The 21,305-nt window shown below is 75.0% G+C and carries 19 protein-coding genes; 12 read left to right on the forward strand and 7 right to left on the reverse strand.

The annotated features are described in order from the left end of the window. The first annotated feature begins 2 nt into the window (after positions 1-2). The 5 genes from OG799_RS32095 (at position 3) to OG799_RS32115 (ending at position 4,344) form a co-directional block, all read left to right on the forward strand. Positions 3-746: an ABC transporter ATP-binding protein gene (locus OG799_RS32095; protein ID WP_406040559.1), complete on the forward strand. Its 744-nt coding sequence runs from the start codon at positions 3-5 to the stop codon at positions 744-746. Further along, positions 743-1,474 (forward strand): ABC transporter ATP-binding protein, encoded by a 732-nt coding sequence (locus OG799_RS32100; protein ID WP_406040561.1) that lies wholly within the window; start codon positions 743-745, stop codon positions 1,472-1,474. Before OG799_RS32095 ends, OG799_RS32100 begins: the two co-directional genes overlap by 4 nt. Further along, entirely contained in the window at positions 1,471-2,361 is an 891-nt protein-coding gene (locus OG799_RS32105; protein WP_406040563.1) for a branched-chain amino acid ABC transporter permease, read from the forward strand. Before OG799_RS32100 ends, OG799_RS32105 begins: the two co-directional genes overlap by 4 nt. After that, the gene (locus OG799_RS32110) at positions 2,358-3,476 is read left to right on the forward strand and encodes a branched-chain amino acid ABC transporter permease (protein WP_406040565.1); all 1,119 of its coding nucleotides are present in this window, start codon (positions 2,358-2,360) and stop codon (positions 3,474-3,476) included. The genes OG799_RS32105 and OG799_RS32110 overlap by 4 nt, the downstream gene beginning before the upstream one ends. 121 nt (positions 3,477-3,597) lie before the next feature. Beyond that, positions 3,598-4,344, forward strand: coding sequence for an SDR family NAD(P)-dependent oxidoreductase (locus OG799_RS32115; RefSeq protein WP_406040567.1), 747 nt, complete (start codon positions 3,598-3,600; stop codon positions 4,342-4,344). 143 nt (positions 4,345-4,487) lie between these two features. On the opposite strand, the gene OG799_RS32120 is transcribed toward OG799_RS32115, so the two are convergent. Continuing rightward, on the reverse strand, positions 4,488-5,309 hold the full coding sequence (locus OG799_RS32120; RefSeq protein WP_406040569.1) for a hypothetical protein: 822 nt from the start codon (positions 5,307-5,309) through the stop codon (positions 4,488-4,490). Between the two features lie 132 nt (positions 5,310-5,441). Here OG799_RS32120 and OG799_RS32125 point away from each other — a divergent pair, with 132 nt between their 5' ends. The 3 genes from OG799_RS32125 (at position 5,442) to OG799_RS32135 (ending at position 10,575) form a co-directional block, all read left to right on the forward strand. Beyond that, on the forward strand, positions 5,442-7,334 hold the full coding sequence (locus tag OG799_RS32125) for a BTAD domain-containing putative transcriptional regulator (protein ID WP_406040571.1): 1,893 nt from the start codon (positions 5,442-5,444) through the stop codon (positions 7,332-7,334). Between the two features lie 37 nt (positions 7,335-7,371). Next, positions 7,372-9,495: a DEAD/DEAH box helicase gene (locus tag OG799_RS32130; RefSeq protein WP_406040573.1), complete on the forward strand. Its 2,124-nt coding sequence runs from the start codon at positions 7,372-7,374 to the stop codon at positions 9,493-9,495. Positions 9,496-9,630: 135 nt separating this feature from the next. After that, the gene (locus OG799_RS32135) at positions 9,631-10,575 is read left to right on the forward strand and encodes a hypothetical protein (RefSeq protein ID WP_406040575.1); all 945 of its coding nucleotides are present in this window, start codon (positions 9,631-9,633) and stop codon (positions 10,573-10,575) included. Positions 10,576-10,633: 58 nt separating this feature from the next. Here OG799_RS32135 and OG799_RS32140 read toward each other — a convergent pair whose 3' ends face one another. The 3 genes from OG799_RS32140 to OG799_RS32150 form a co-directional block, all read right to left on the reverse strand. Further along, a complete protein-coding gene (locus OG799_RS32140; RefSeq protein ID WP_406040577.1) occupies positions 10,634-11,050 on the reverse strand; it encodes a helix-turn-helix domain-containing protein in 417 nt (138 codons plus the stop codon). A gap of 178 nt (positions 11,051-11,228) precedes the next feature. Beyond that, the gene (locus tag OG799_RS32145) at positions 11,229-12,410 is read right to left on the reverse strand and encodes a class I SAM-dependent methyltransferase (protein ID WP_406040578.1); all 1,182 of its coding nucleotides are present in this window, start codon (positions 12,408-12,410) and stop codon (positions 11,229-11,231) included. A gap of 333 nt (positions 12,411-12,743) precedes the next feature. After that, positions 12,744-14,417, reverse strand: a complete 1,674-nt coding sequence (locus tag OG799_RS32150; protein WP_406040580.1) for a DEAD/DEAH box helicase — start codon at positions 14,415-14,417, stop codon at positions 12,744-12,746. A gap of 303 nt (positions 14,418-14,720) precedes the next feature. On the opposite strand from OG799_RS32150, the gene OG799_RS32155 reads away from it, so the two are divergent. Further along, positions 14,721-15,371 carry a ferritin-like fold-containing protein gene (locus OG799_RS32155; RefSeq protein ID WP_406040582.1) on the forward strand — a complete coding sequence of 217 codons (651 nt, stop codon included), beginning with the start codon at positions 14,721-14,723 and terminating at the stop codon, positions 15,369-15,371. Positions 15,372-15,433: 62 nt separating this feature from the next. On the opposite strand, the gene OG799_RS32160 is transcribed toward OG799_RS32155, so the two are convergent. The 3 genes from OG799_RS32160 to OG799_RS32170 all read right to left on the reverse strand — a co-directional run bounded on the left by OG799_RS32160 (position 15,434) and on the right by OG799_RS32170 (position 17,287). Beyond that, positions 15,434-15,661 carry a DUF3107 domain-containing protein gene (locus OG799_RS32160; RefSeq protein WP_406040584.1) on the reverse strand — a complete coding sequence of 76 codons (228 nt, stop codon included), beginning with the start codon at positions 15,659-15,661 and terminating at the stop codon, positions 15,434-15,436. 65 nt (positions 15,662-15,726) lie between these two features. Beyond that, positions 15,727-16,365 carry a TetR/AcrR family transcriptional regulator gene (locus OG799_RS32165; protein ID WP_074472473.1) on the reverse strand — a complete coding sequence of 213 codons (639 nt, stop codon included), beginning with the start codon at positions 16,363-16,365 and terminating at the stop codon, positions 15,727-15,729. Between the two features lie 208 nt (positions 16,366-16,573). Continuing rightward, on the reverse strand, positions 16,574-17,287 hold the full coding sequence (locus OG799_RS32170; protein ID WP_406040587.1) for a hypothetical protein: 714 nt from the start codon (positions 17,285-17,287) through the stop codon (positions 16,574-16,576). Between the two features lie 249 nt (positions 17,288-17,536). On the opposite strand from OG799_RS32170, the gene OG799_RS32175 reads away from it, so the two are divergent. The 3 genes from OG799_RS32175 to OG799_RS32185 are packed head-to-tail and all read left to right on the forward strand — an operon-like array spanning position 17,537 to position 21,279. Continuing rightward, the gene (locus OG799_RS32175; RefSeq protein ID WP_406040589.1) at positions 17,537-19,348 is read left to right on the forward strand and encodes a hypothetical protein; all 1,812 of its coding nucleotides are present in this window, start codon (positions 17,537-17,539) and stop codon (positions 19,346-19,348) included. A gap of 47 nt (positions 19,349-19,395) precedes the next feature. Beyond that, entirely contained in the window at positions 19,396-20,370 is a 975-nt protein-coding gene (locus tag OG799_RS32180; RefSeq protein ID WP_406040591.1) for an alpha/beta fold hydrolase, read from the forward strand. A gap of 6 nt (positions 20,371-20,376) precedes the next feature. Beyond that, a complete protein-coding gene (locus tag OG799_RS32185) occupies positions 20,377-21,279 on the forward strand; it encodes a DUF3152 domain-containing protein (protein ID WP_406040593.1) in 903 nt (300 codons plus the stop codon). The last annotated feature ends 26 nt before the right edge of the window (positions 21,280-21,305 follow it).

The following is a 21,305-nucleotide window of genomic DNA, read 5'->3' on the forward strand; positions in this document are numbered from 1 at the left end:
CATTGCTCGCCACCCGCGGTCTGACCTGGCGGATCGGCGAGGTCGCCATCGTCGACAGCGTCTACCTCGACCTCGCGCCCGGGGAGTTCCTCGGCGTGATCGGGCCGAACGGCGCCGGCAAGACCTCGCTGTTCAACCTGATCACCGGCCTGCGCCGGCCCACCGAGGGGCGGATCCTGCTGGACGGGAAGGATGTCACCGCGCTCCCGCCGCACCGGCGGGCCCGGCTCGGCCTGGGGCGTACCTTCCAGGCATCCTCGGTCTTCGGGTCGCTCACCGTGCGGGAGAACGTCCGACTCGCCGTACAGGCGCACCGGGGTGGCTCGATGAAGCTGTGGCGGCGGGCGGCGGCCGACCGGGAGGTGGCCGCCGCCGCCGACGCGGCGCTCGACCGGGTCGGCCTCCACCACCGGGGTGCGGCACTCGCCGGCACCCTCGCCCACGGCGAGAAGCGCAAGCTGGAGATCGCCCTGCTGCTCGCCGGGGAGCCCCGGGTGATGCTGCTGGACGAGCCGATGGCGGGCGTCAGCGCCGAGGACGTGCCCGAGCTGGTCAGCGTCATCAAGTCGCTGACCGGCGACAGCGGCCGGTCGGTGCTGATGGTGGAGCACCACATGGACGTGATCCTGGAGCTGGCCGACCGGATCGCCGTGATGCACCACGGTGCCCTGCTGGCCTGCGACACCCCGGAGACGGTGATGGCCAACGCCACCGTCCAGGAGGCGTACCTGGGGGAATCGCTATGAGCGCGGAACCGATTCTCGCGGTCGAGGACCTGTCGGTACGGATCGCCGGTCTGCACATCCTCCAAGGGGTGTCCTTCACGGTCGCGCCGACCGGGGTGACCGTGCTGCTGGGCCGTAACGGGGTCGGCAAGACCACCACGCTGCGCGCGATCGTCGGGCTGACCCCCCGAAACGGCGAGGTCAGCGGCGCCATCCGGATGGGCGCACAGAGCCTGCTCGCCCGCCCCACCCACCGGCTGGTCCGCGGCGGGCTCGGCTACGTGCCGGAGGACCGCTGCGTCTTCTCCGCGCTCACCGTCGCGGAGAACCTGCGGCTCGCCGAGCGGCGGGGCACCACCCCGGCGTACGACAAGGTCTTCGCGCTCTTCCCCGAGCTGGACCGGCGTGGACGGCAACGGGCCGGCTCGCTCTCCGGCGGGCAGCAGCAGATGCTCGCGATCGGCCGGGTGCTACTCAACGACAACCGGCTGCTGCTGGTGGACGAGCCGACCAAGGGGTTGGCGCCGAAGGTGGTGACCGAGGTGGCCGAGGTGCTGGAACGGGTCGCGGAGTCGGTGCCGGTGCTGCTGGTCGAGCAGAACCTGGCCGTGGTGCGCCGGCTCGCCAAGGACGCGGTGGTGCTCTCCGCCGGCAAGGTCGCCTGGACCGGCAACGCCCAGGAGCTGCTGCTGGAGACCGCGCTGACCAAGTCGCTGCTCGGCGTCGGCTCGGGAGAGGTACACGCGTGAACACCGTCATCCTGCTGACGCTGACCGGGCTCGGCCTGGCGGCGCTCTACTTTCTCGTCGCGTCCGGGCTCTCCCTGGTCTTCGGCCTGGCCGACGTGCTCAACTTCGCGCACGGCCTCTTCCTCGGCGTCGGCGCGTACGCGACCTGGTGGGCCGCGGGCAACCTGCCCGGCGCCGGCCCCGACGGGTTCGGGTTCGTGCTGGCGGTCGCCTTCGGCGTGCTGGCCGGGGTGCTGGTCGCGGTGCTGGTGGAGCTGGTGCTGATCCGGCCGCTCTACTCCCGCACCATCGAGCAGGTGCTGGTCACCGTCGGCCTCTCGCTGGCCGGGGTGGCGCTGCTCCAGGCCACCTGGGGCGCCGACGCGCGGCCGTTCCCGCGTCCGGCGTGGACCCGGGACGTCACCTCGATCCTCGGCGCGAACGTGCCGAACGCCGGACTGCTGCTGATCGTCGCCGCGGCGGTGGTGCTCGGCGCGCTGCTGGCCTTCCTCCGCTGGACCCGGTACGGCCTGATCATCCGGGCCGGCGTGGAGAACCGGGAGATGGTGACCGCGCTCGGCATCGACGTCCGCAAGGCGTTCACCCTGGTCTTCGCGATCGGCGGCGCGGCCGCCGCGCTGGCCGGCGCCCTCGGCGCCGTCTACTTCGGCAACGTCTCGCCCGGGCAGGGCGGCTCACTGCTGATCTTCGCGTTCATCGTGGTGGTGATCGGCGGGATGGGCTCGGTGGTCGGGTGCGCGTACGCGGCGGTCGCGGTGGGGCTGCTGCAACAGTTCGTCAACTACTACGGCACGTCCGGCCTGGGCGACCTCTGCGTGGTCGGGCTGCTCGCCGTGGTGCTGCTGCTGCGTCCGCAGGGCCTGGCCGGAAAGGTGGCAACGGCATGACCGAGGTCAAGAGTCCCGAGGTACCGGCGCCGCCCGCGGCGGTGCCCGACGAGCTGACCCCCGGCCACGCCCGTTGGCACGGCCTGCGGCCGTTCCTGCCGCTGGTCGCGTTGGTGGTGGCGGCGATCGTGCCGTACTCGACGGTGAACCTGCCGGGGATCTTCGAGGGGCCGCTGAACTCGCCGGGCACCCTGCAACTGCTCGCCATCTGCCTGGTCTTCGGCGGCTTGGCGGCCGGCTACGACCTGCTCTTCGGGCGGACCGGGATGCTCTCCTTCGGGCACGCCCTCTACTTCGCCGCCGGGGTGTACGGCACCGACATCCTGGTCACCCGGGCCGGGCTGCCGCTGTGGCAGGCGGCGCTGCTCGCGATCACCGGCGGGACGATCCTCGCCGCGCTGCTCGGGGCGGTCGCCCTGCGTACGGTGGGGATCGCCTTCGCCATGGTGACGCTCGCCTTCGCCCAGGTGGGGGCGATCCTGGTGGCCCGTGACTTCGGCGGGCTCACCGGCGGCGAGGAGGGGCTGCCGCTGGACGTCTCCGGGTTGCCGTCCGCGCTGGTCGGGGTGGCCAACACGGTCAACCTCTACTGGCTGGCGCTGGCGTACCTGACGCTGGTGGTCTTCGTGGTGCACCGGGTGAGCGGGTCACCGACCGGTCGGGTGCTGGCCGGGCTGCGCGACGACGAGCGGCGGATCGGGGTGCTCGGCCTCGACCCGTACCGGTTCAAGCTGGTCGCCTTCACCCTGGCCGGCGGCCTGGCGACCGCCGGTGGGGCGGTCTACTGCCTGATCGTCGGCGGCGCGTCCCCGCACGTCACCTCGTCGGAGCTGACCCTGTCGCTGCTGGTCATGGTGGTGCTCGGCGGTCCCGGCACCCGCTGGGGCCCGGTGCTCGGCGGCATCCTCTACATGTACCTGGATCACCGCCTCACCGCCTTCGGCACCAGCGACGCGGTCAACAACCTCCCCGCGTTCCTCAGCCACCCCCTGAGCCAGCCCCTCTTCGTCCTCGGCGCCGTCTTCATCCTCGCCGTCTACTTCTTCCCCGGCGGCCTGACCAGCCTCAAATCCCGCCTCCACCCCCTCCTGCAGACCCTCCGCCGCCGCCCCTAACCCCCCGGGGCCCCCGTCGCCCCCGGTTTGACCCCGTTGATCATGAAGTTATTGTCGCGACACGCCGTGCTCGCTGGCGATAACTTCATGATCGACGGGGTCTGACGACAGGGGAGGGGACGTGGGAGAGCGGTTCGCGGTTGTCAGTGGGGGTGGGACCGGGATCGGGGCCGCCGTGGCGCGGGGGCTCGTGGATGACGGGTACGACGTGTTGGTCGTGGGGCGGCGGGGGGATGTGCTGCGGTCCGCCGCCGAGGCGATCGGGGTTGAGTGCGGGCGGCCGGGCGCGGTGACCGCGGTGACCGCGGATCTGACCGATCCTGGGCAGGTCGCCGGGGTTGTCGAGGCGGTCGGTGGGCGGGGGGTGGACGCGGTGGTCAACAACGCCGGGGGATACCTCGGCGGGGACACCGGCAGCCTCGCGGGGACCGCGGCGCACTGGCGGGCCAACCTGGACGCCAACGTGCTCACCGCGGTGCTGCTCACCGAGGCGCTGCGGCCCGTTCTCCGCCGCCCAGGCGGCCGGGTGGTGCTGCTCAGCTCGATCGCCGCGCAGCGTGGCGGCGGCGGGGCGTACTCGGCGGCGAAGGCGGCGCTGCACGGCTGGGCGTACGACCTCGCCACGCAGCTCGGCAAGGAGCAGATCACGGTCAACGTGGTCAGCCCCGGCTACGTCGCGGAGACCGAGTTCTTCGGCGACCGGATGACCCCGGAGGGGCACGCCGCCCGGGTGGCGGCCACCCTGGTCGGTCGGGCCGGACAACCGGACGACATCGCGGCGGCGGTCCGCTACCTGGTCAGCCCGGCCGCGGGCTACGTCACCGGCCAGGTGCTCGGCGTCAACGGCGGCTCCGTCCTCGGCCGCTGATCCCTCGGCCGCCGAGGCCGTCGAGCCCGCTGGCCCGCCGAGGCCGTCGAGCCCGCTGGCCGGCGAGGCCGCCGAACCTGCTGGACCCGCCGACGACGAAAGGGCGGCGGCCCCCCGTGCGGCCGCCGCCCCTGCGTCGTGGGTCAGCCGTTCAACATCTCGTACGCCATCGCCGGTGCCTTCGTCACCTGACTGCCGGTCGGCACGGTGATCTTCGGCGTGCTGCCGTAGTCGGCGTACGTGACCACGTAGTCGTACGCCTTCCGCTTGCCGGCGGCCGGGATCCTCAGCGTCAGCGAGGTCAGGTGCTGTTCCGGACCGACCACCGCGGTGAAGGGCACCTGCTTGGCGGTCTCGCCGAGCGCCGCCGCCTCGCCGTCCTCCAGCGCCTTGGCCGCCTCACCGCCGGTCACGTCGATGAAACCGACGTACGTCCCGGAGCCCTGCTCCTCGACGGCGGTCGCCGCCTCGATCAGCGGGCCGGCGTTGCCCTGGTCGGCGCCGTCGAAGGACGGCGCGCTGCCGCTGTCGGCCAGTTTGGACCTGTCCAGCGCCATCCACTTGTTCGGGAACTTCGGCAGGCCCGGGTGACCGCTGAACTTGGCCTTCATCCAGATCTTGTCCCCGATGACCAGGAAGGAGATCTTCGTCGTGATGCCGTCGGAGTCCGGGGGCATCACGGTGTTGATCTCGAAGGCCTTCGACTCCGGGTCGATCCGCCCGGTGAGGTTGCTGGACGCGTCCTTGCCGGTGAAGCGGAAGACGCCTTCCGTACCGTCCGGGACGGCGTCGAGGAGCACCTCCTTCGGGCTGCTGGTCGGGCTGGCCGCCGGGTCGGTTCCGGGCGCCGCGGCCGGTTCGCTCTTCGGCCCGCAACCCCCGAGCAGGGCGGTCGCGGCCAGCATGGCGGCGACCGTGCCGACCGTCCGTCGGATGGTGCCGGCGCTGCCCGTTGCCTGTGTCATCGCATTTCTCTTTCTCGTTGCCTGGCCTTTGCCGATGACCATGCTGTGATCCGGCGCGGCCGATCGGCTGCCGATATGCTGCCGTCCGGCTGCCGTCCGATGGCGGCGGGGGTGTCAGGAGCGGGAACTCGCATGTCAGGAACGCTGCGTTTCGAGATCCTCGGGCCTCAGCGGGCCTGGTACGCCGACCGGGAGCTCGATCTCGGCGCCGGCAAGCAGCGCGCCGTGCTGGCCGTGCTGCTGCTCTCCGCCGGCCGCCCCGTACCGACCGGGCAGATCGTCGAGGCGGTCTGGCCCGACGAGCCGCCGGCCAACGGCACGAACGTGGTACAGAAGTACGTCGCCGGGCTGCGCCGGGTGCTCGAACCGGACCGCTCTCCGCGTACGCCCGGACAGGTGCTGAGCCTCACCGACGCCGGCTACCTGCTCCGGGTCGCCCCGGACTCGGTGGACGCGGTCCGCTTCGAGCGCGGCGTCCACCGGGCCCGGCAGGGGCACGCGGCCGGGCGTACGGCGGATGCGCTGGCCGAGGTGACGGCGGCCCTGGAGCTGTGGCAGGGCGAGCCGTTCACCGGGTTCGCCGGCCTGGTCTTCGAGGCCGCGCGGCACCGGCTGGTGGAGCTGCGGGCCATCGCGCTGGAGACCCGAGCCGAGTTGGCGCTGGACCTCGGCCGGCACCGGGAACTGGTCGGCGAGCTGGTGGAACTGGTCGCCGAGTTCCCGGTCCGGGAGGGGCTGCGGCACCAGCTCATGCTGGCGCTCTACTGCAGCGGCCGGCAGGCGGAGGCGCTCGCCGCGTACCGGGAGTTCGCCGACCTGCTCCGCGAGGAGTACGGCATCGAGCCGGGCGAGGCGCTCCGCGAGCTGCACCGGCGCATCCTCCGCTCCGACCCGACGCTGATCCCGGACGCGTCCAGGTCCGACCCGCCCGCTTCCCGGACCGACCCGGCCACGACCACCGAAGGCCCGCTCCCAGCGGAACAACCGGCACCCTCGCCGGAGCGTACGACCGCCGGACCGGAGCACCCGGCGCCTTCGCCGGAGCGTACGACCGCCGGACCGGAGCGCCCGACGGTCGCGCCGGGGCCGCGGGCCGAGCCGCCCGCAGGCCGTTCGCTGCCCGCGCCGCCCGGGTCGGTCGCCGCCGGCCTGGTTGCTTGCGTCGACGGTCCCGCAGTGGCGGTCGGCCCGGTCTCCCCCGCGGCGGCGCGACCGTGGGAAGCGCCGCCTCCCGCCGCACCGGCGTCACCCTGGCCCCCGGCCCAGGGCGGCTGGCTGCCCGCCACGAGGCCGCCGGGCCTCCTCGTCGGGCTGCATCAGCCGACCGGCGAATGGACGGAACAACGGTCGCCCGGGTGGGTCCGGGTCGTCGCCACCGTCGCCGGCACCACAGTCGCGCTGCTGTCGTTCGGCATGCTGACCTGGGCGGTGGTCCTCGGGTACGCGTTGTGGCGGCGCAGCCGGCGGCTCGCGCTTGCCGGAGTTGGCTACTTCCTGCTCGTCGTGAGCATGTTGGCGATCGCGCTCCAAGAGGTGCCGGACAACGAGGAACTTCCCGACTCCGAGTTCCTGTACCTCATCGGCACGATGGCGTTCTGCTGGCTCGTGGGGGCCGGGCACGTGCTGCTCCTCAACCCGGCCCTGTCCTCGGGGGTGACCCGGCTGTTCTGGACGGACAGGCAGCGCGTCGCGGAGCAGCAGCGGGTACGCCGGGAGCAGGCCCGCTACCTGCTCCATCACTACCCGGCGGCCCGGCACGAGCTGCGCATCGGCCGTCCCGACCTGCCCCGGACCTTCGACGACGGCGGTCTGGTCGACGTGAACACCGTCCCGGACCAGGTGCTCGTCGCGCTGCCCGGGCTGACCGGCGAGCAGCGCCACCAGATCGCCGTCGACCGCTGGCGGCGCGGCCCGTACGGGTCGCTGGAGGAACTGGCCGGGCGGTGCCAGCTACCGCCCGCAGCGACCGAACCGCTCCGGGATCTGCTGCTCTTCCTGCCGCCCGCACCGCCCCCGGCCGCATGATCCCGGGCACCGGCCGGGTGCCTGGTAGAAATGCCGGATGAGTCAGGATCGGGCGGCGGTACGGGAACGGGCCGAGGCGGTGCTGCGCCGGCTGGCCGGCGAGCACGCCCGGCTGCGCGAGGACCAGTGGCGGGCGATCGAGGCGCTGGTGGTGGACCGGCGCCGGGTGCTCTGCGTGCAGCGCACCGGGTGGGGCAAGTCGGCGGTGTATTTCGTCGCCACCGCTCTGCTGCGGGAGCGCCCGGACGCCGCCGGCCCGACCGTGATCGTGTCGCCGTTGCTGGCGCTGATGCGCAACCAGGTGGAGTCGGCGGCGCGCGCGGGTATTCGGGCCCGCACCATCAACTCCGCGAACCTCGACGAGTGGGACGAGATCACCGGCGAGATCCACGCCGGCGCGGTGGACGTGCTGCTGATCAGCCCGGAACGGCTCAACAACCCGGACTTCCGGGACACCGTGCTGCCGAAGCTGGCCGCCACCACCGGCCTGCTGGTGGTGGACGAGGCGCACTGCGTCTCCGACTGGGGGCACGACTTCCGGCCGGACTACCGGCGGCTGCGTACCTTCCTCGGCAACCTGCCCGAGCGGACGCCGGTGCTCGCCACCACCGCCACCGCGAACGAGCGGGTCACCGCCGACGTCGCCGAGCAGCTGGGTGACGCCCTGGTGCTGCGCGGCACGCTGGACCGGGAGTCGCTGCGGCTGGGCGTACTCGACCTGCCGAGCCCGGCGCACCGGCTGGCCTGGCTCGCCGACCACCTGGACCGGCTGCCCGGCTCGGGGATCATCTACACGCTGACCGTCGCGGCGGCGACGGAGACCGCCGAGTTCCTGCGGGCCCGAGGGTGGTCGGTGGCCTCCTACACCGGGCAGGCCGAGGACGCCGACCGCCGGGCCGCCGAGCAGGACCTGCTCGACAACAAGATCAAGGCACTGGTCGCCACCAGCGCGCTGGGCATGGGCTTCGACAAGCCGGACCTCGGCTTCGTGGTGCACCTCGGCGCGCCGCCCTCGCCGATCGCCTACTACCAGCAGGTCGGCCGCGCCGGCCGGGCCGTCAAGCACGCCGAGGTGCTGCTCCTGCCGGGCGTCGAGGACGCCGCCATCTGGCGCTACTTCGCCTCGCTGGCCTTCCCACCGGAGGAGCAGGTCCGGGCGGTGCTCGCCGCGCTGCCCACCGACCGGCCGATGTCCACCCAGGCCCTCGAACCGGTCGTGGACCTGCGCCGGGCCCGGCTCGAGCTGATGCTCAAGGTGCTCGACGTGGACGGCGCGGTCCGCCGGGTCCGCGGCGGCTGGCTCGCCACCGGCGAGCCCTGGGTCTACGACGAGGCCCGGTTGCGCCGCGTCGCCCAGGCGCGCACCGCCGAGCAGCAGGCGATGCGGGAGTACGCGACCACGCCCGGCTGCCGGATGCGGTACCTGCGGGAGTGCCTGGACGACGCCGGGGCGGGCGACTGCGGCCGGTGCGACCGCTGCGCCGACCCGCTCTTCACCACCGAGGTCTCCGACGCCGCGCTGACCGCCGCACAGACCTTCCTCGGCCGCCCCGGGGTGGAAATCGCGCCCAAGAAGCTGTGGCCGACCGGTCTGGAGGCGGTGGGCGTACCCCTGAAGGGCCGGATCCCGCCCACGGAGCAGGCGCTGTCCGGGCGGGCCGTGGGACGGCTGTCCGACCTGGGCTGGGGTGGGCGGCTGCGCGGCCTGGTCGGGCCGGAGGCGGCGGACGGCCCGGTCCCGGACGACGTGGCCGCGGCGGTGGTCGAGGTGCTGAAGGCCTGGGCGCACGGCGACGACCCGTGGCCGCGCCGCCCGGTCGGCGTGGTCGCGGTGGGCTCCCGCTCGCACCCGGCGCTGGTCGACTCGCTCGCGCAGCGGATCGCCACGGTGGGCCGGCTGCCGCTGCTCGGCCGGGTGGTCCCGACCGGTCCGGGCGGGCCCGCCGGGCCGCGCGGCAACAGCGCCCAGCGGGTACGCGCCCTGCACGACGCCTTCACCGTCCCCGACGAGCTGGCCGACGCCCTCGCCGGGCTGGACGGGCCGGTGCTGCTCGTCGACGACCTGGTCGACTCGGGCTGGACGACGACCATGGTGGCCCGGCTGCTGCGCCGGGCCGGCGCCCCCGACGTCCTGCCCCTCGCCCTCGCCGTCGCCGGCTGACCCGTCGGCGCCGCCCGCGCCGCCGGGCGGTCGTCCGTGACCGGGGAAAAGTTCCCGGTCGGGCCGGAATGCGAGCGTCACCACCGTCACCGACCGTGCGCGGGCCGGCACCACGTCCGGCGGTACCGTGGGCGCATGACCGAGCAGCGACCCGCCACGGGGGAGATGCCGCTCGGGCCGGACCGGAGCACCCTGCGGCTGGCGCTGGTGGTCGGCGGGCTGGTGCTCGCCGTACTGCTCGGTTTCGGCCTCGGCCGGCTGAACCCGCCGCCCACTCCGGTGTCCGGCGCGGCCCCGGCGGCCGGCGGGCACACCCACCCGCCCGGCACCGGCGCGCACTCGCACGGCGGGGCGGCCGTCGACCAGGGCACCGGCATCGGCGCGGCCGGCCTGTCGGTCAGCGCGGCCGGCTACACCCTCACCCCGTCGGCCGTCCAGTTCCCGGTCGGCCGGGCCGGTGAGCTGCGGTTCCAGATCCGGGACGAGCGGCGGCGGGCGGTCACCCGGTTCGCCGTCGTGCACGACAAGCCGATGCACCTGATCGTGGTCCGCCGTGACCTGACCGGCTACCAGCACCTGCACCCGACCATGGCGGCGGACGGCACGTGGTCGGTGCCGCTGACCCTGACCGAGCCGGGCGTCTGGCGGGCGTACGCGGACTTCACCGCGGTTGCCGACGACGGCGGGCAGACGGCCGTCACGCTCGGCACCGACCTGACCGCCCCCGGTGGGTACGCACCCCGTCCGCTGCCGGCGCCGGCCACCACCGGCACGGTCGACGGGTTCACCGTCGCCTACCAGGGGACCCCGAAGGCGGGGGAGTCGACGCCGTTGCGGTTCTCCGTCCAGGCCGGTTCCGCCGCCGCGCCGCTGGAGCGCTACCTCGGCGCGTACGGCCACCTGGTCGCGCTCCGCGAGGGCGACCTGGGCTACCTGCACGTGCACCCGCAGAGCGGGCGGGACGGCGACGCGGTGACGTTCCAGCTGACCGTGCCCGGTCCCGGCCGCTATCGGATGTTCCTGGACTTCCAGGTGTCCGGCGAGGTGCACACCGCCGGCTTCACCGTGACGGTGCCCTGACCGTTCAGCACCGGGACGGTGCCCGGACGGCTCAGCACCGGGACGGTGCCCGGACGGCTCAGCCGGCCCGGCGGACCGGGCGGCGGGCCAGGTAGCGGAGCAGGTCGCGGATGTGGTGCTTCTCCTCGGCGGGCACGCTGGGGTCGGCCAGCCGCTCCAGGATCACCCGGACGTCCGCCTCCACCGGGGCGTCCTCGGCGCGGCGGCGCGGCGCGGTGCCGGCGTCCGGCAGCCCGAGGGCCCGGAAGGCGGCCGCCACCGGCATGTCGAGGGCGGCGCAGAAGCCGCGCACCTTGGCCAGCTCGGGGTAGTCCTGCCAGTCGCCGGCGAGCCAGCGGAACACGGTGGAGCGGCCCACGCCGGTGTGCGTGGCCAGGTCGGTCACCGTCCAGCCCCGTTCTTCACGGGCGTCGTCGATGGCGCGGCGCACGAAGCGCGCGAAGGCCATCTGCGGCGATACCTCTGTGGAACCCATCCCTGCGGGGTCTTCCCTTTCCGGCCGGAGCACCGGACGGTGCGCCTTAAGAGGGTAGTACGGCGGGAGGCGGAGGCAACCGACCGATCGGCCCGAACGTCTCGTGGGCGGGACTGGCGGGGCGGCTCCGGGTGATGATTGTCGGCCGTCAACTTGCGACCGGGGCGCACGTGCTGGCCTAGGCCGGCGCGCCTTCGTTCGCCGGCCCATCGTTGGCCGGCCCGGTCAGCAGGGCCTCCAGTCGCGGCGTGACGCGCCATTGGTCGACCAGCTCCCGGTACTCCGCCCGCTGGGCGTCCGTCGGTGCCGTCCCGGTCCGGCGGGCCCGGATCAGCAGGTTGCGAGGGGTGTGCCGGGAGTCGACGAACTCGACCACTTCCGCCCGGTAGCCGTGCAGCCGGAGCAGCCCGGCCCGGAGCGCGTCGGTCAGCACGTCCGCGAACCGCTCCCGCAGGATGCCCTGCCGGGTGAGCAGGTCGTACGGCCCGGGCGCCGGCCGGGACCGCAGCTGGGCGGCGATGTCGTGGTGGCAGCAGGGCGCGGCGAGCACCCAGCGGGCATCCCACCGGACGGCGCGGGCCAGCGCCTCGTCCGTGGCGGTGTCGCAGGCGTGCAGCGCCAGCACCAGGTCCGGGGCCGGCTCGACCACCGCGTCGGCGATGGTGCCGGCGACGAAGCGGACCTGCTCCCCCCAGCCGAGCCGCTCGGCCAGCTCGGTGTTGCGGCGGCGCTGGTCCTCGCGCACGTCCACGCCGACCAGCTCCACGTCGAGCCCCCGGGCGGTGAGGTACCGGTGGGCCGCGAAGGTCAGGTACGCGTTGCCGCAGCCCAGGTCGACCACCCGCAGCGGGCCGGCCAGGTCGTCCGGCAGCGTCGCGGCCAGCGCGCGGAGGAACGCGTCCACCTGGCGGCGCTTCGCCGCCGAGCCGCCGATCTCGGCGAAGATCGGATCGCCCGGGTCGAGCAGGTAGTCCTTCTCCCGGTCGTGGCCGCCCGGCTCCGCCGCCGGCCGGCTCGCCGCCGCCCGGTGCACCTGCGCCTCGCCCGACTTGGTCACCCGCAGTTGCAGGGTCGCGTCGGCCGTCTCCACGTGCCAGTTGCCGAACGGCTCGGCCAGCAGCGCGTCGACCGCCGCGCCGGCCTCCGCGCCGGGCGCCACGTTCCGGGTGTACGGCCGCGCCCCGTCGGAGGTGGAGATCTGCAGGCGCGGGCCGGCCTTGAGGGTGACCGGCCGCAGCTCGGCGCGGACCACCGAGGGTCGCTGCCCCCGGCGTCGCCCGGCGGCGACCGCCCGGGTCAGGGCGGGGTCGAGCAGCAGCGTCCGCACCTCGATCAGGGCGGCGTCCAGCGGTTCCGGCATCGCTCCATCATCCTTCCCGGCTTCCGGCTCCCGCCGTGGGCCGGTCGCGAGTGTCGTGTGCGGCACTGGCCCCCGCGGTGGGCGGCAGCCGGGCACCGAGGCCGACCACGTCGGCTGAGGTAGGCCCCGGCGCCGGCGAGGTGTTGTGGGACGCCCTCTGCTCTGCTGCAGCGGAGGCAACACCGGGTTCGTGTTGCCTGGGCTGCAGCAGAGCAAAGGGCGCGAGCAGTTGTCCCGACCTCAGGAGGCGGTTCAGGCCAGACCGACCGGGCGGGACAGACGACATCCCCCGTACCGGGCGACCGGCACGGGGGATGTCAGGGTGTCGCAGCGTCAGTCGGCGGTCGCCTCGGCCGGCGTACCGGCGCCCGAACCGCCACCACGGCGGCGCCGGCGGCGGCGCGGCTTCGACGCCGCCTCGCCCTCGGCGGAGGCCGTCGCGGCCGGCTCGGCGCCGCCCTCGGCGGAGATCACCGCGGTCGCCTCGCCGGCGACCGTCTCGCCGGCCCGGCGGCGACGCCGCCGGCGCGGGGCGCGGGCGCCTTCCTCGGCGGCGGCGTCGGTGGGCGTCCCGCCCTCCGGCGTGGCCGCGGCGTCGCCGCCCCGGCCCCGGCCGCGCTCACGGTCGTCGCGCTCGCCCCGGCCGCGGGTCTCGCCGCGCCGGGAGCCGCGGCTCTCACCGCGCCGCGGCCGGCCGCCGAGGTCCTCCTCGACCTCCGCCGACAGCCCGGCCCGGGTCCGCTCGGCGGTCGGCAGGGTGCCGGTGACGTCGCGGGAGATGTCCAGGTCGGTGTAGAGGTGCGGAGAGGTGTGGTACGTCTCCTGCGGCTCCGGCATCTCCAGCCCGAGGGTCTTGTCGATGATCCGCCAGCGGGGCATGTCGTCCCAGTCGACGAAGGTCACCGCGACACCGGTCGCCCCGGCCCGGCCGGTCCGGCCGATCCGGTGGGTGTAGGTGTCCTGGTCCTCAGGGCAGTCGTAGTTGATGACGTGGGTGACGCCGGTGACGTCGAGCCCGCGTGCCGCCACGTCGGTGGCGACCAGGATGTCGATCTTGCCGGCGCGGAACGCCCGCAGGGCCCGCTCCCGGGCGCCCTGGCCCAGGTCCCCGTGGACGGCGGCGACCGCGAAGCCGCGGAAGTCGAGGTCCTCGGCGACCCGGTCGGCGGCCCGCTTGGTCCGGGTGAAGATCATGGTCAGGCCGCGCCCCTCCGCCTGGAGGATGCGCGCCACGATCTCGACCTTGTTCATCGAGTGGGTGCGGTAGACCAGCTGCTGGGTCTGCGGCGACGGGCCGGTCTCGGCGGTGTGCCCGGCGTGGATGGTCACCGGCCGGCGCAGGAAGCGCCGGGACAGGGCGACGATCGGGTCCGGCATGGTGGCCGAGAAGAGCATGGTCTGCCGGTCCTCCGGCAGCATCGCGAGGATCTTCTCGACGTCGTCGAGGAAGCCCAGGTCGAGCATCCGGTCGGCCTCGTCGAGGACCAGCGCGCGCACCCGGTCGAGCCGCAGGTGCTTCTGCTTCTGCAGGTCCATCAGCCGGCCCGGCGTGCCGACCAGGATCTCCACGCCCTTGCGGAGCGCGTCGATCTGCGGCTCGTACGCCACGCCGCCGTAGATCGGCAGCACCCGCACGCCCCGGGTCTTGCCCGCGGCGGCGAGGTCCTTGGCGACCTGGATGCCCAGCTCGCGGGTGGGGACGACGACCAGCGCCTGCGGCACGCCGTCGCTGCCCTCGCCCGGCGCGAAGACCCGCTCCAGCAGCGGTACGCCGAAGCCGAGGGTCTTGCCGGTGCCGGTCGGCGCCTGGCCGATCAGGTCGACGCCGCGCAGCGCGATCGGCAGCGCGTACTCCTGGATGGCGAACGCGCGGATGATGCCGGCGGCGGCCAGCGCCTCGACGGTCTCCTGGCGGGCGCCGAGCTCGGCGAAGGTGGGAGCCTCCGGACGGACCGGAGCGGTGGGGGCCAGTTCCTGGCCCACGTTGTCCTGAATCTGCTCGCTCATATGGATTTGGGGGTGCCCTCTCGTGGTGCGCCCCGTCATGTCCTCAGGGCGCGAATCGGTATGGCGCGGGCCACACGGTCGGGCGGAATGCCGAGCCGGACCGGGCCGCACGCGCGCCGCGGGTCGGGTGCGATCAGTTCACTGATCGGATCGACGCCCACGGCAACTGTTCCATACTACCTGAACCGCCTGCTGGCTGCCCTGATTCCGGTGACGGGACGGCGTCCAGGGGTAACCGGTGTGACCTGCGCCACAAGCGCGCGGGGCCGCCGGGTCTCGCGGCCGGACGGTACCCTGCCGCTCGTGTCCGCCCCCACCGGGCCCGACTCCGCCCTCGTCGACCTGCTCGGCCTGGTGGCGTACGGGGAGCTGCTCGCCTTCGACCGGTTGGCCGCCGACGCCCGGCTCGCCCCGGACCTGCGCCGCCGGGCCGCGCTCAGCGAGATGGCCGCGGCCGAGATCGGCAACTACCGGCGCATCGCCGACCGGCTCGCCGCGCTCGGGACGCCGCCGGACGACGCGATGGCGCCGTACGTGGCGGCGCTCCAGGCGTACCACGACTCGACCGAGCCGAAGGACTGGCTGGAGGCGGTGACCAAGGCGTACGTCGGGGACGCCATCACCGACGACTTCCTCCGGAAGATCGCCGACGGCCTGAACGAGCCGGAGCGGCAGCTCGTCCTCGACGTCCTGCACGACTCCCGGTACGCCGAGTTCGCCGCCGCCGAGATGCGGACGGCGATCGCGGCCGACCCGCGGGTGGCCAACCGGCTCTCGATGTGGGCCCGGCGGCTCGTCGGGGAGGCGCTCTCCCAGGCCGGGCGGGTCGCCGCCGCGGACCGGGGCGCGCTCACCGCGCTGATCACCCGGGAGGGGGTCGACGTGCCGGCGTTGTTCCGGCGGCTGACCGCCGCGCACACCGCGCGGATGGCCGCCGTCGGCCTGAACAACTAGCTGCCCGGTGTCACCGCGGCGGGGGACGGTCGGTCACCCCGCCACGGCGACCCGGAACGGGATCAGCGGACGGTGAAACCGACCGCGCGGGGCGAGGCCTCCGCGATCTCGACGTAGGCGACCTTGTTGACCGGCACGATGACCCGTCGGCCCTTCTCGTCGGTCAGGGAGAGGGTCCCCTCGTCCTTGGCGAAGGCGTCGGTCACGATCTGCTCGATCTCGGCCGGCGTCTGCGCGCTCTCCAGGACCAGCTCGCGCGGCGCGTACTGCACGCCGATCTTGACCTCCACGGTGCCTCCTCAACTGGGGCGAAAAAGCCGCCGTGGGAAGGCTATCCGATCTGGCGGCCCGATGTTCAGGCTGACTCACCTTGCAACGGGAAGCTGGCGATGCCCCGCCAGGACAGCGCGGCGACCAGCGCCTCCGCCTCCGCCTTCGGCACCTGCCGGCCACCGGCCAGCCAGAACTGCGCCGCCGTCTCCGCCGCCCCGACCAGCCCGGAGGCGAGCAGCTCGGCGTGCGCCCGGCTGACGCCGGTGTCCGAGATGATGGTGTCGGTTATCGCCGCGATGCAGCCCTGCTCGACCCGCTCCACCCGCTGCCGCACGGCCGGGTCGTTGCGCAGGTCCGACTCGAAGACCAGGCGGAACGCCTCGCTCTCGTGGTCGACGAAGTCGAAGTACGCGCGCACCGACGCGCCGACCCGCTCCTTGTTGTCGTTGGTGCCGCGCATCGCGTCGTGCACCTTCGCCACTATGGCGTCGCAGTGCGTGTCCAGCAGCGCAAGGTAGAGCTCCATCTTGCCCGGGAAGTGCTGGTAGAGCACCGGCTTGGAGACCCCGGCCCGCTCGGCGATGTCGTCCATCGCGGCGGCGTGGTAGCCCTGGGCGACGAACACCTCCTGGGCGGCGGCGAGCAGCTGCTTGCGCCGCGCCGAGCGGGGCAGGCGGGTGGGCCGGCCGGCGGTCTGTGCACCGTTCCCCACGGCGGTCATGGGAGCCTCCGAGTTTCTTCGTACGAGCCGGCACTTATCACCCGAACCGGTCCGGGTCCGTGAACCCGGCCCGGAATTGGCCCGCCGCTGTAACTTATCGCCACTGTCACCACACGGTAGCCTCAGCGGGGGCGACCAAGGAGCGCGCGGTGAGTGAATCAGGGCAACCCGGAGCCGCCACCCCGGGAGAGCACGGCGACGGGACGGGTCAGCACGACGACCTGGCCCGTTCCGTCAGCGGGTGGGCGCCCCCGGCAGCCGGCTGGTCCCGCGCCGGGGAAGCCGGCCGCGAGGCGGCGCCCGTCCGCCGGCAGCTCGACCCCACCGCCGGCTGGGCCGCCTCGTCCACCCGCCACGGCGACCTGCCGGCCCCGCTGGCCGGGCTGTCCGCCCCGGAGCCGCCGGCCCGGGTCAACGGCCGTCCCCACGTCAACGGTGTGCGACGCGCCGAGGAGGAGCCGCCCGTGACCCGCCAGGCGCCGGTGAGTGCCCCACCCGTCGACGAGCCGCGGCGGGACTTCGACGCCGACCGGCTGGTCGTGCCGGCCCAGCGGCCGGCGCCCCCGGTGGAGCAGCCGGCCGCCGACGCCGAGACCGGCCCGGCCCGGCACGCCTCCGACGACCCGGCCGCCGGCCACGGCCCGCGCTGGGCGGAGGGGACGGTCCCGTCCTCCGCGCCGCCGGCCGTGCAGGTACCGCCGGTCGGCACCGCCCCCGCCGGGTTCGAGGTGCCGCCCGGCTTCCACGCCCCGGTCGTCGAGCGCGGCGCCCCCGAACCGGCCCCGTCGCTGTCCCGCGGCTGGGCCGACCGCCGCCCCCGGAGCCGCCCGCCGGCGAACCGGCCGACCACCGCGCCGGGCCCGCCGACCAGCCGCGCTGGAACGCCGAGCCGACCGAGCGCCGTGCCCCGTCGGGCGACCAACCGGGCTGGCGCGCCGAGCCGGCCGAGCGCCGCACGGGGTCCGGCGAGGAGCCGGGACGGCGCGCCGAACCGGTCGCCGAGCGCCGTGCCCCGGACGAGCCGGAGTCGGCGGGTCCGAGCTGGAACCAGCCGAGCTGGGGCAGCGGCTGGGCGCCGCCGTGGCCCCGCGACGACGCGCCGGCCGGCCGGCGCGCGCGCGACGACCGGGCCGCCGGGTGGGCGCCCGAGCAGACCCGGCCGTACGAGCCGGTGCGCGCCGAGCCGGCCCCGACGTACGAGCCGCCCCGGGCCGAGCCCGCCCGGCCGTACGAGGTCGCCCGGATCGAGTTCGAGCCCCGCCCGCCGTACGAGCGGGAGCACGCCGACCGGCCGTCGTGGGCCGGTGGTGCCCCCGCCGCCACGCCGTTCAGCGACCCGCCGCACACCGCCCCGACCAGCGCCCCGCCGGTGCCCCGGGAGGCGCCGGCCAGCGCCCCGCCGGACGCGGCGCCCACCACCGTCGCGCCGGCCCCCCGGGAGGCGCCTGGGGCCGCCCCGGTGTACGCCGGGCCGGCCAGCGTGCCGCCCGCCGGGTACGACCCGCCGCCCGCCGGGACCGAACCCGCGGCCGTCCGGTCCGCCGAGGAGCGCACCGTCCGCCCGTTCCGACTTCGCCCGGAGGCCGAGGAGACCCCCGCGACGCCTCCGGCCGGGACGGGTGGCCACCCACCGCCCCCCGCCGGCCCGGGTCCCGCCACCGCCACGAGCGGGGTGGCCCGCTTCGACCGCGCCCCCGCGCCCGCCCCGACGATCGCACCTCCCTACGCGGCCCGCCGCTCCGCCCCCGAACCGGTGCCGACCGCCGAGCCGGTCGCCGACAGCCGGCCGGACGACGCGGCCTCGGCGATGCTGCCGCAGCGCGTCCCCGCCGAACCGGACGTGCCCGTAGTGCCGGAGCCGCCAGCCGTGGAGCCATCCGCCGAAACTCCGGAACTCGCCCGGATCGCCACCCACCTGCGCCGTGACGACGAGCCCGCGCCGCTGCGGGAGCGGCCCGAGGGGTTCGACGTCAACGCCATTCTCGACGCCGTCCGGGAGGTCGCGGGCGTCCGGGACGCCGCCCTGCGCCGGACCCCGGCCGGTGCGCACAGCCTCCGGCTCGACCTGGCCGACGGCGCCGACCCGGCCGAGGTGAGCCGCCAGGTGGCGCGGCTGCTCCAGGACCGGATGGGGTTGGCCGCCGCCCCGCAGAACCTGCCGGGGATGCCGGCGTCGTCGCCGCCGCCGGTGCGCCGTCGCTCCGCGGAGGGGCGCGCCGAGCGCAGCGGCGCCGAGGAGCGTGCCGCTGCGGCGCGGCCCGGGCCGGCCCGGGCCGCGCCGGCGGCGGAGAGCCGCCCCGGTGAGGAGCCCGAGGGGCGGGTCGGTCGGCCCGCCGACGCGTCCGCCGGCGCCCCGGAGGGCCGGAACGAGCCGCGCGCCGAGCCGGAGGCGCCGCGCCGGCGCCGCCAGGTCGCGCCGCACCGGGGCCGGGCCCCGGTGGACGAGACGTCGCTCGCCGCCGCGCCGGCCGGTACGCCCACCGGCAGTCCGGCGATGCTCGGCACGTCGTACTCCGGCGGTCAGATGACCACGACGGAGACCGCGCCCTCCCGACCGCTGGACACCGGCGGCGCGCCGGGGCCGCGGGTGGTGATCGACCACGTCCAGGTGAGCACCTTCGGCCTCGACGCCACCGTCGAGGTACGCCTGATCGCCGGGGACGCGACCGCCGAGGGCCATGCCACCGGCCCGGCCGTCGACGGCTACGTGCTGCGCCTCTGCGCGGTGGCCGCCGCGTCAGCCGTGGACGAGCTGCTGCGCGGCGCCGCCCAGCCGGCGGACCGGGGGCGCTGTTTCGTGGAGCACACCGCCGTGGTGCCGTTCGGCAACTGCGAGGTCGCCACGGTGGTGGTGCTGCTGGTCTGCGACGGGTGGGTGGAGCAGCTGGCCGGTTCCGCGCTGGTCGCCGGTGACCCCCGGCAGGCGGTGGTCCGGGCGACCCTGGCCGCGGTGAACCGCCGGCTCGAGGCACTGCTGGCGTGATCCGGCGACCGGTGTCGGTCGGCGGCGCCGTGGGAAACACTGGGAGCATGAAGCGCGCCACCCTCGGGCCGGACCATCTCCTGCCGGCGCACCACGTACCGCCGCCCTGGCCCGGCCGGGAGGTACGCCTCGACGGCACGGTCACCTACGTACGGGAGACCCCGGCCACCGCGCCCGGTGCGGAGCCGGCGCTCTACGTGCACGGCCTCGGCGGTTCGTCGCAGAACTGGACGGACCTGGCCGGCCTGCTCGCCGACCGGCTGGACGGTCAGGCCATCGACCTGCCCGGCTTCGGGCGCAGCGAGCCGGGCCGGCGCTACACGATCCCCTCCTTCGCCGAGCGGGTGGTGCGCTGGATCGAGCACAGCGACCGGGGGCCGGTGCACCTGTTCGGCAACTCGCTGGGCGGGGCGATCTCGGTGCGGGTGGCGGCGCTGCGGCCGGACCTGGTGCGGACGCTGACCCTGATCTCCCCGGCGCTGCCGTTCCTGGACTTCCGGCGGTCCCTGCAGGGGCGGATGCTGCCGCTGCTGGCGATCCCCCGGGGCGAGCGGCTGGCCGCCTGGCGGCTGGCCCAGTTGGCCCCGGAGGTGATGGCCGAGCAGGTGATGGAGGCGTGCATCGCCGACCTGACCCGGATCAGCGAGCAGCGCCGGCAGGAGGCCGTGGAGGAGATCCGGGTGCGGTACGAGGCCACGCACTACGTCGCCGCGTACGTCCGGACGTTCCGTGGCCTGGTCTCCAGCTTCCTGCGGTCGTATCTGCCGGGGTCGGGTTCGCTGTGGCGGCTGGCCGCGACGGTGCGGGCGCCCACGCTGGTCGTCGGCGGTCGGCAGGACCGGCTGGTCGACGTCCGGGTGGCGCCGCAGGCCGCCCGGGTCATCCAGGACAGCCGGCTGCTGATGCTCGACGGGGTCGGACATGTGGCGCAGTTGGAGGTGCCGCGCACGGTGGCGCGGGCGGTGGTGGGGCTGCTCGCCGAAACGGAGGAAGGCGAGCGGAGCCACGACATGGCAGGCTGAGCCGCGATGCCCAGTTCCCCCCGGGCGCGCCATGGCTCCGCGCGATCCGCCTCCGCCGTCCGCCCGACCGCTCGACCCGCCGCGCGCCGCTGGCGGCCGATGGTGGTGGTCGCCGCATTCCTGATCGCCGCCGGGGTCGGCGTCGGGGCGGCCGTGCAGCGACCGCCGGCCAGTGCCGAGGTGCTGGTGGATGACGGGTTGGCCGCTGAACCGGCCGCCCTCGCGGCCGGCCCGGCGTCATCGCCGCCCGGGTCGCCGTCCGGCCGGCCCGCGCCGAGCCCGGCGACGGCCGCCGAGCCGGTGCTGAGCCTGCCCGGCCCGGTGCCCTCGGCGGGGAGCGGCAGTTTCGGGTACGACGACCGTCAGGGCGCGGTGCTGGGCCGCTCGGGTGGGTTGCGGCGTTTCCGGGTGGCGGTGGAGAACGGTTCCGGGGAGGACGTGCACGCGTTCGGCGACGCGGTGCAGAAGGCGTTGGCCGGGCCGGGGAGCTGGGTGGACAGCGGCCAGCTGCGGTTGCAGCGGGTGCCGGCGGGTTCCGGTTACGACTTCACGATCTACCTGGCGACGGCGCGTACCGCGGGTCAGATGTGTCTGGCCGGGGGCACCGACATCCGGGTGGGTGGGCGTCCGTACACCTCGTGCCGGACTCCGAGCAAGGTGATCATCAATCTGGATCGCTGGCGGTTGTCGGTGCCGCACCTGGTGAAGGCGAAGCTGCCGTTGGAGCGCTACCGGCTCTACGTGATCAACCATGAGGTGGGCCACCAGTTGGGGCACCACCACGAGGGTTGCCCGGGCGCGGGTCGGCCCGCGCCGGTGATGCAGCAGCAGACGCTCTTCCTGAACGGCTGCACGCCGAATCCGTGGCCATACGTGGAGGGGCGGCGGTACACCGGACCGCCGGTATGATCGTCCCGAATATGGCGGTAGGAGCA

Source organism: Micromonospora sp. NBC_00898 (assembly GCF_045207895.1).
GTDB lineage: Bacteria > Actinomycetota > Actinomycetes > Mycobacteriales > Micromonosporaceae > Micromonospora.

Excerpts from the sequence above, each read along its gene's own strand:
- OG799_RS32180 (WP_406040591.1), top strand. The coding sequence starts at position 19,396 with ATGAAGCGCGCCACCCTCGGGCCGGACCATCTCCTGCCGGCGCACCAC.
- OG799_RS32140 (WP_406040577.1), bottom strand. The coding sequence starts at position 11,050 with ATGGGTTCCACAGAGGTATCGCCGCAGATGGCCTTCGCGCGCTTCGTG.
- OG799_RS32100 (WP_406040561.1), top strand. The coding sequence starts at position 743 with ATGAGCGCGGAACCGATTCTCGCGGTCGAGGACCTGTCGGTACGGATC.
- OG799_RS32185 (WP_406040593.1), top strand. The coding sequence starts at position 20,377 with ATGCCCAGTTCCCCCCGGGCGCGCCATGGCTCCGCGCGATCCGCCTCC.
- OG799_RS32110 (WP_406040565.1), top strand. The coding sequence starts at position 2,358 with ATGACCGAGGTCAAGAGTCCCGAGGTACCGGCGCCGCCCGCGGCGGTG.
- OG799_RS32130 (WP_406040573.1), top strand. The coding sequence starts at position 7,372 with ATGAGTCAGGATCGGGCGGCGGTACGGGAACGGGCCGAGGCGGTGCTG.
- OG799_RS32125 (WP_406040571.1), top strand. The coding sequence starts at position 5,442 with ATGTCAGGAACGCTGCGTTTCGAGATCCTCGGGCCTCAGCGGGCCTGG.
- OG799_RS32120 (WP_406040569.1), bottom strand. The coding sequence starts at position 5,309 with ATGACACAGGCAACGGGCAGCGCCGGCACCATCCGACGGACGGTCGGC.
- OG799_RS32135 (WP_406040575.1), top strand. The coding sequence starts at position 9,631 with ATGACCGAGCAGCGACCCGCCACGGGGGAGATGCCGCTCGGGCCGGAC.
- OG799_RS32150 (WP_406040580.1), bottom strand. The coding sequence starts at position 14,417 with ATGAGCGAGCAGATTCAGGACAACGTGGGCCAGGAACTGGCCCCCACC.
- OG799_RS32165 (WP_074472473.1), bottom strand. The coding sequence starts at position 16,365 with ATGACCGCCGTGGGGAACGGTGCACAGACCGCCGGCCGGCCCACCCGC.
- OG799_RS32145 (WP_406040578.1), bottom strand. The coding sequence starts at position 12,410 with ATGCCGGAACCGCTGGACGCCGCCCTGATCGAGGTGCGGACGCTGCTG.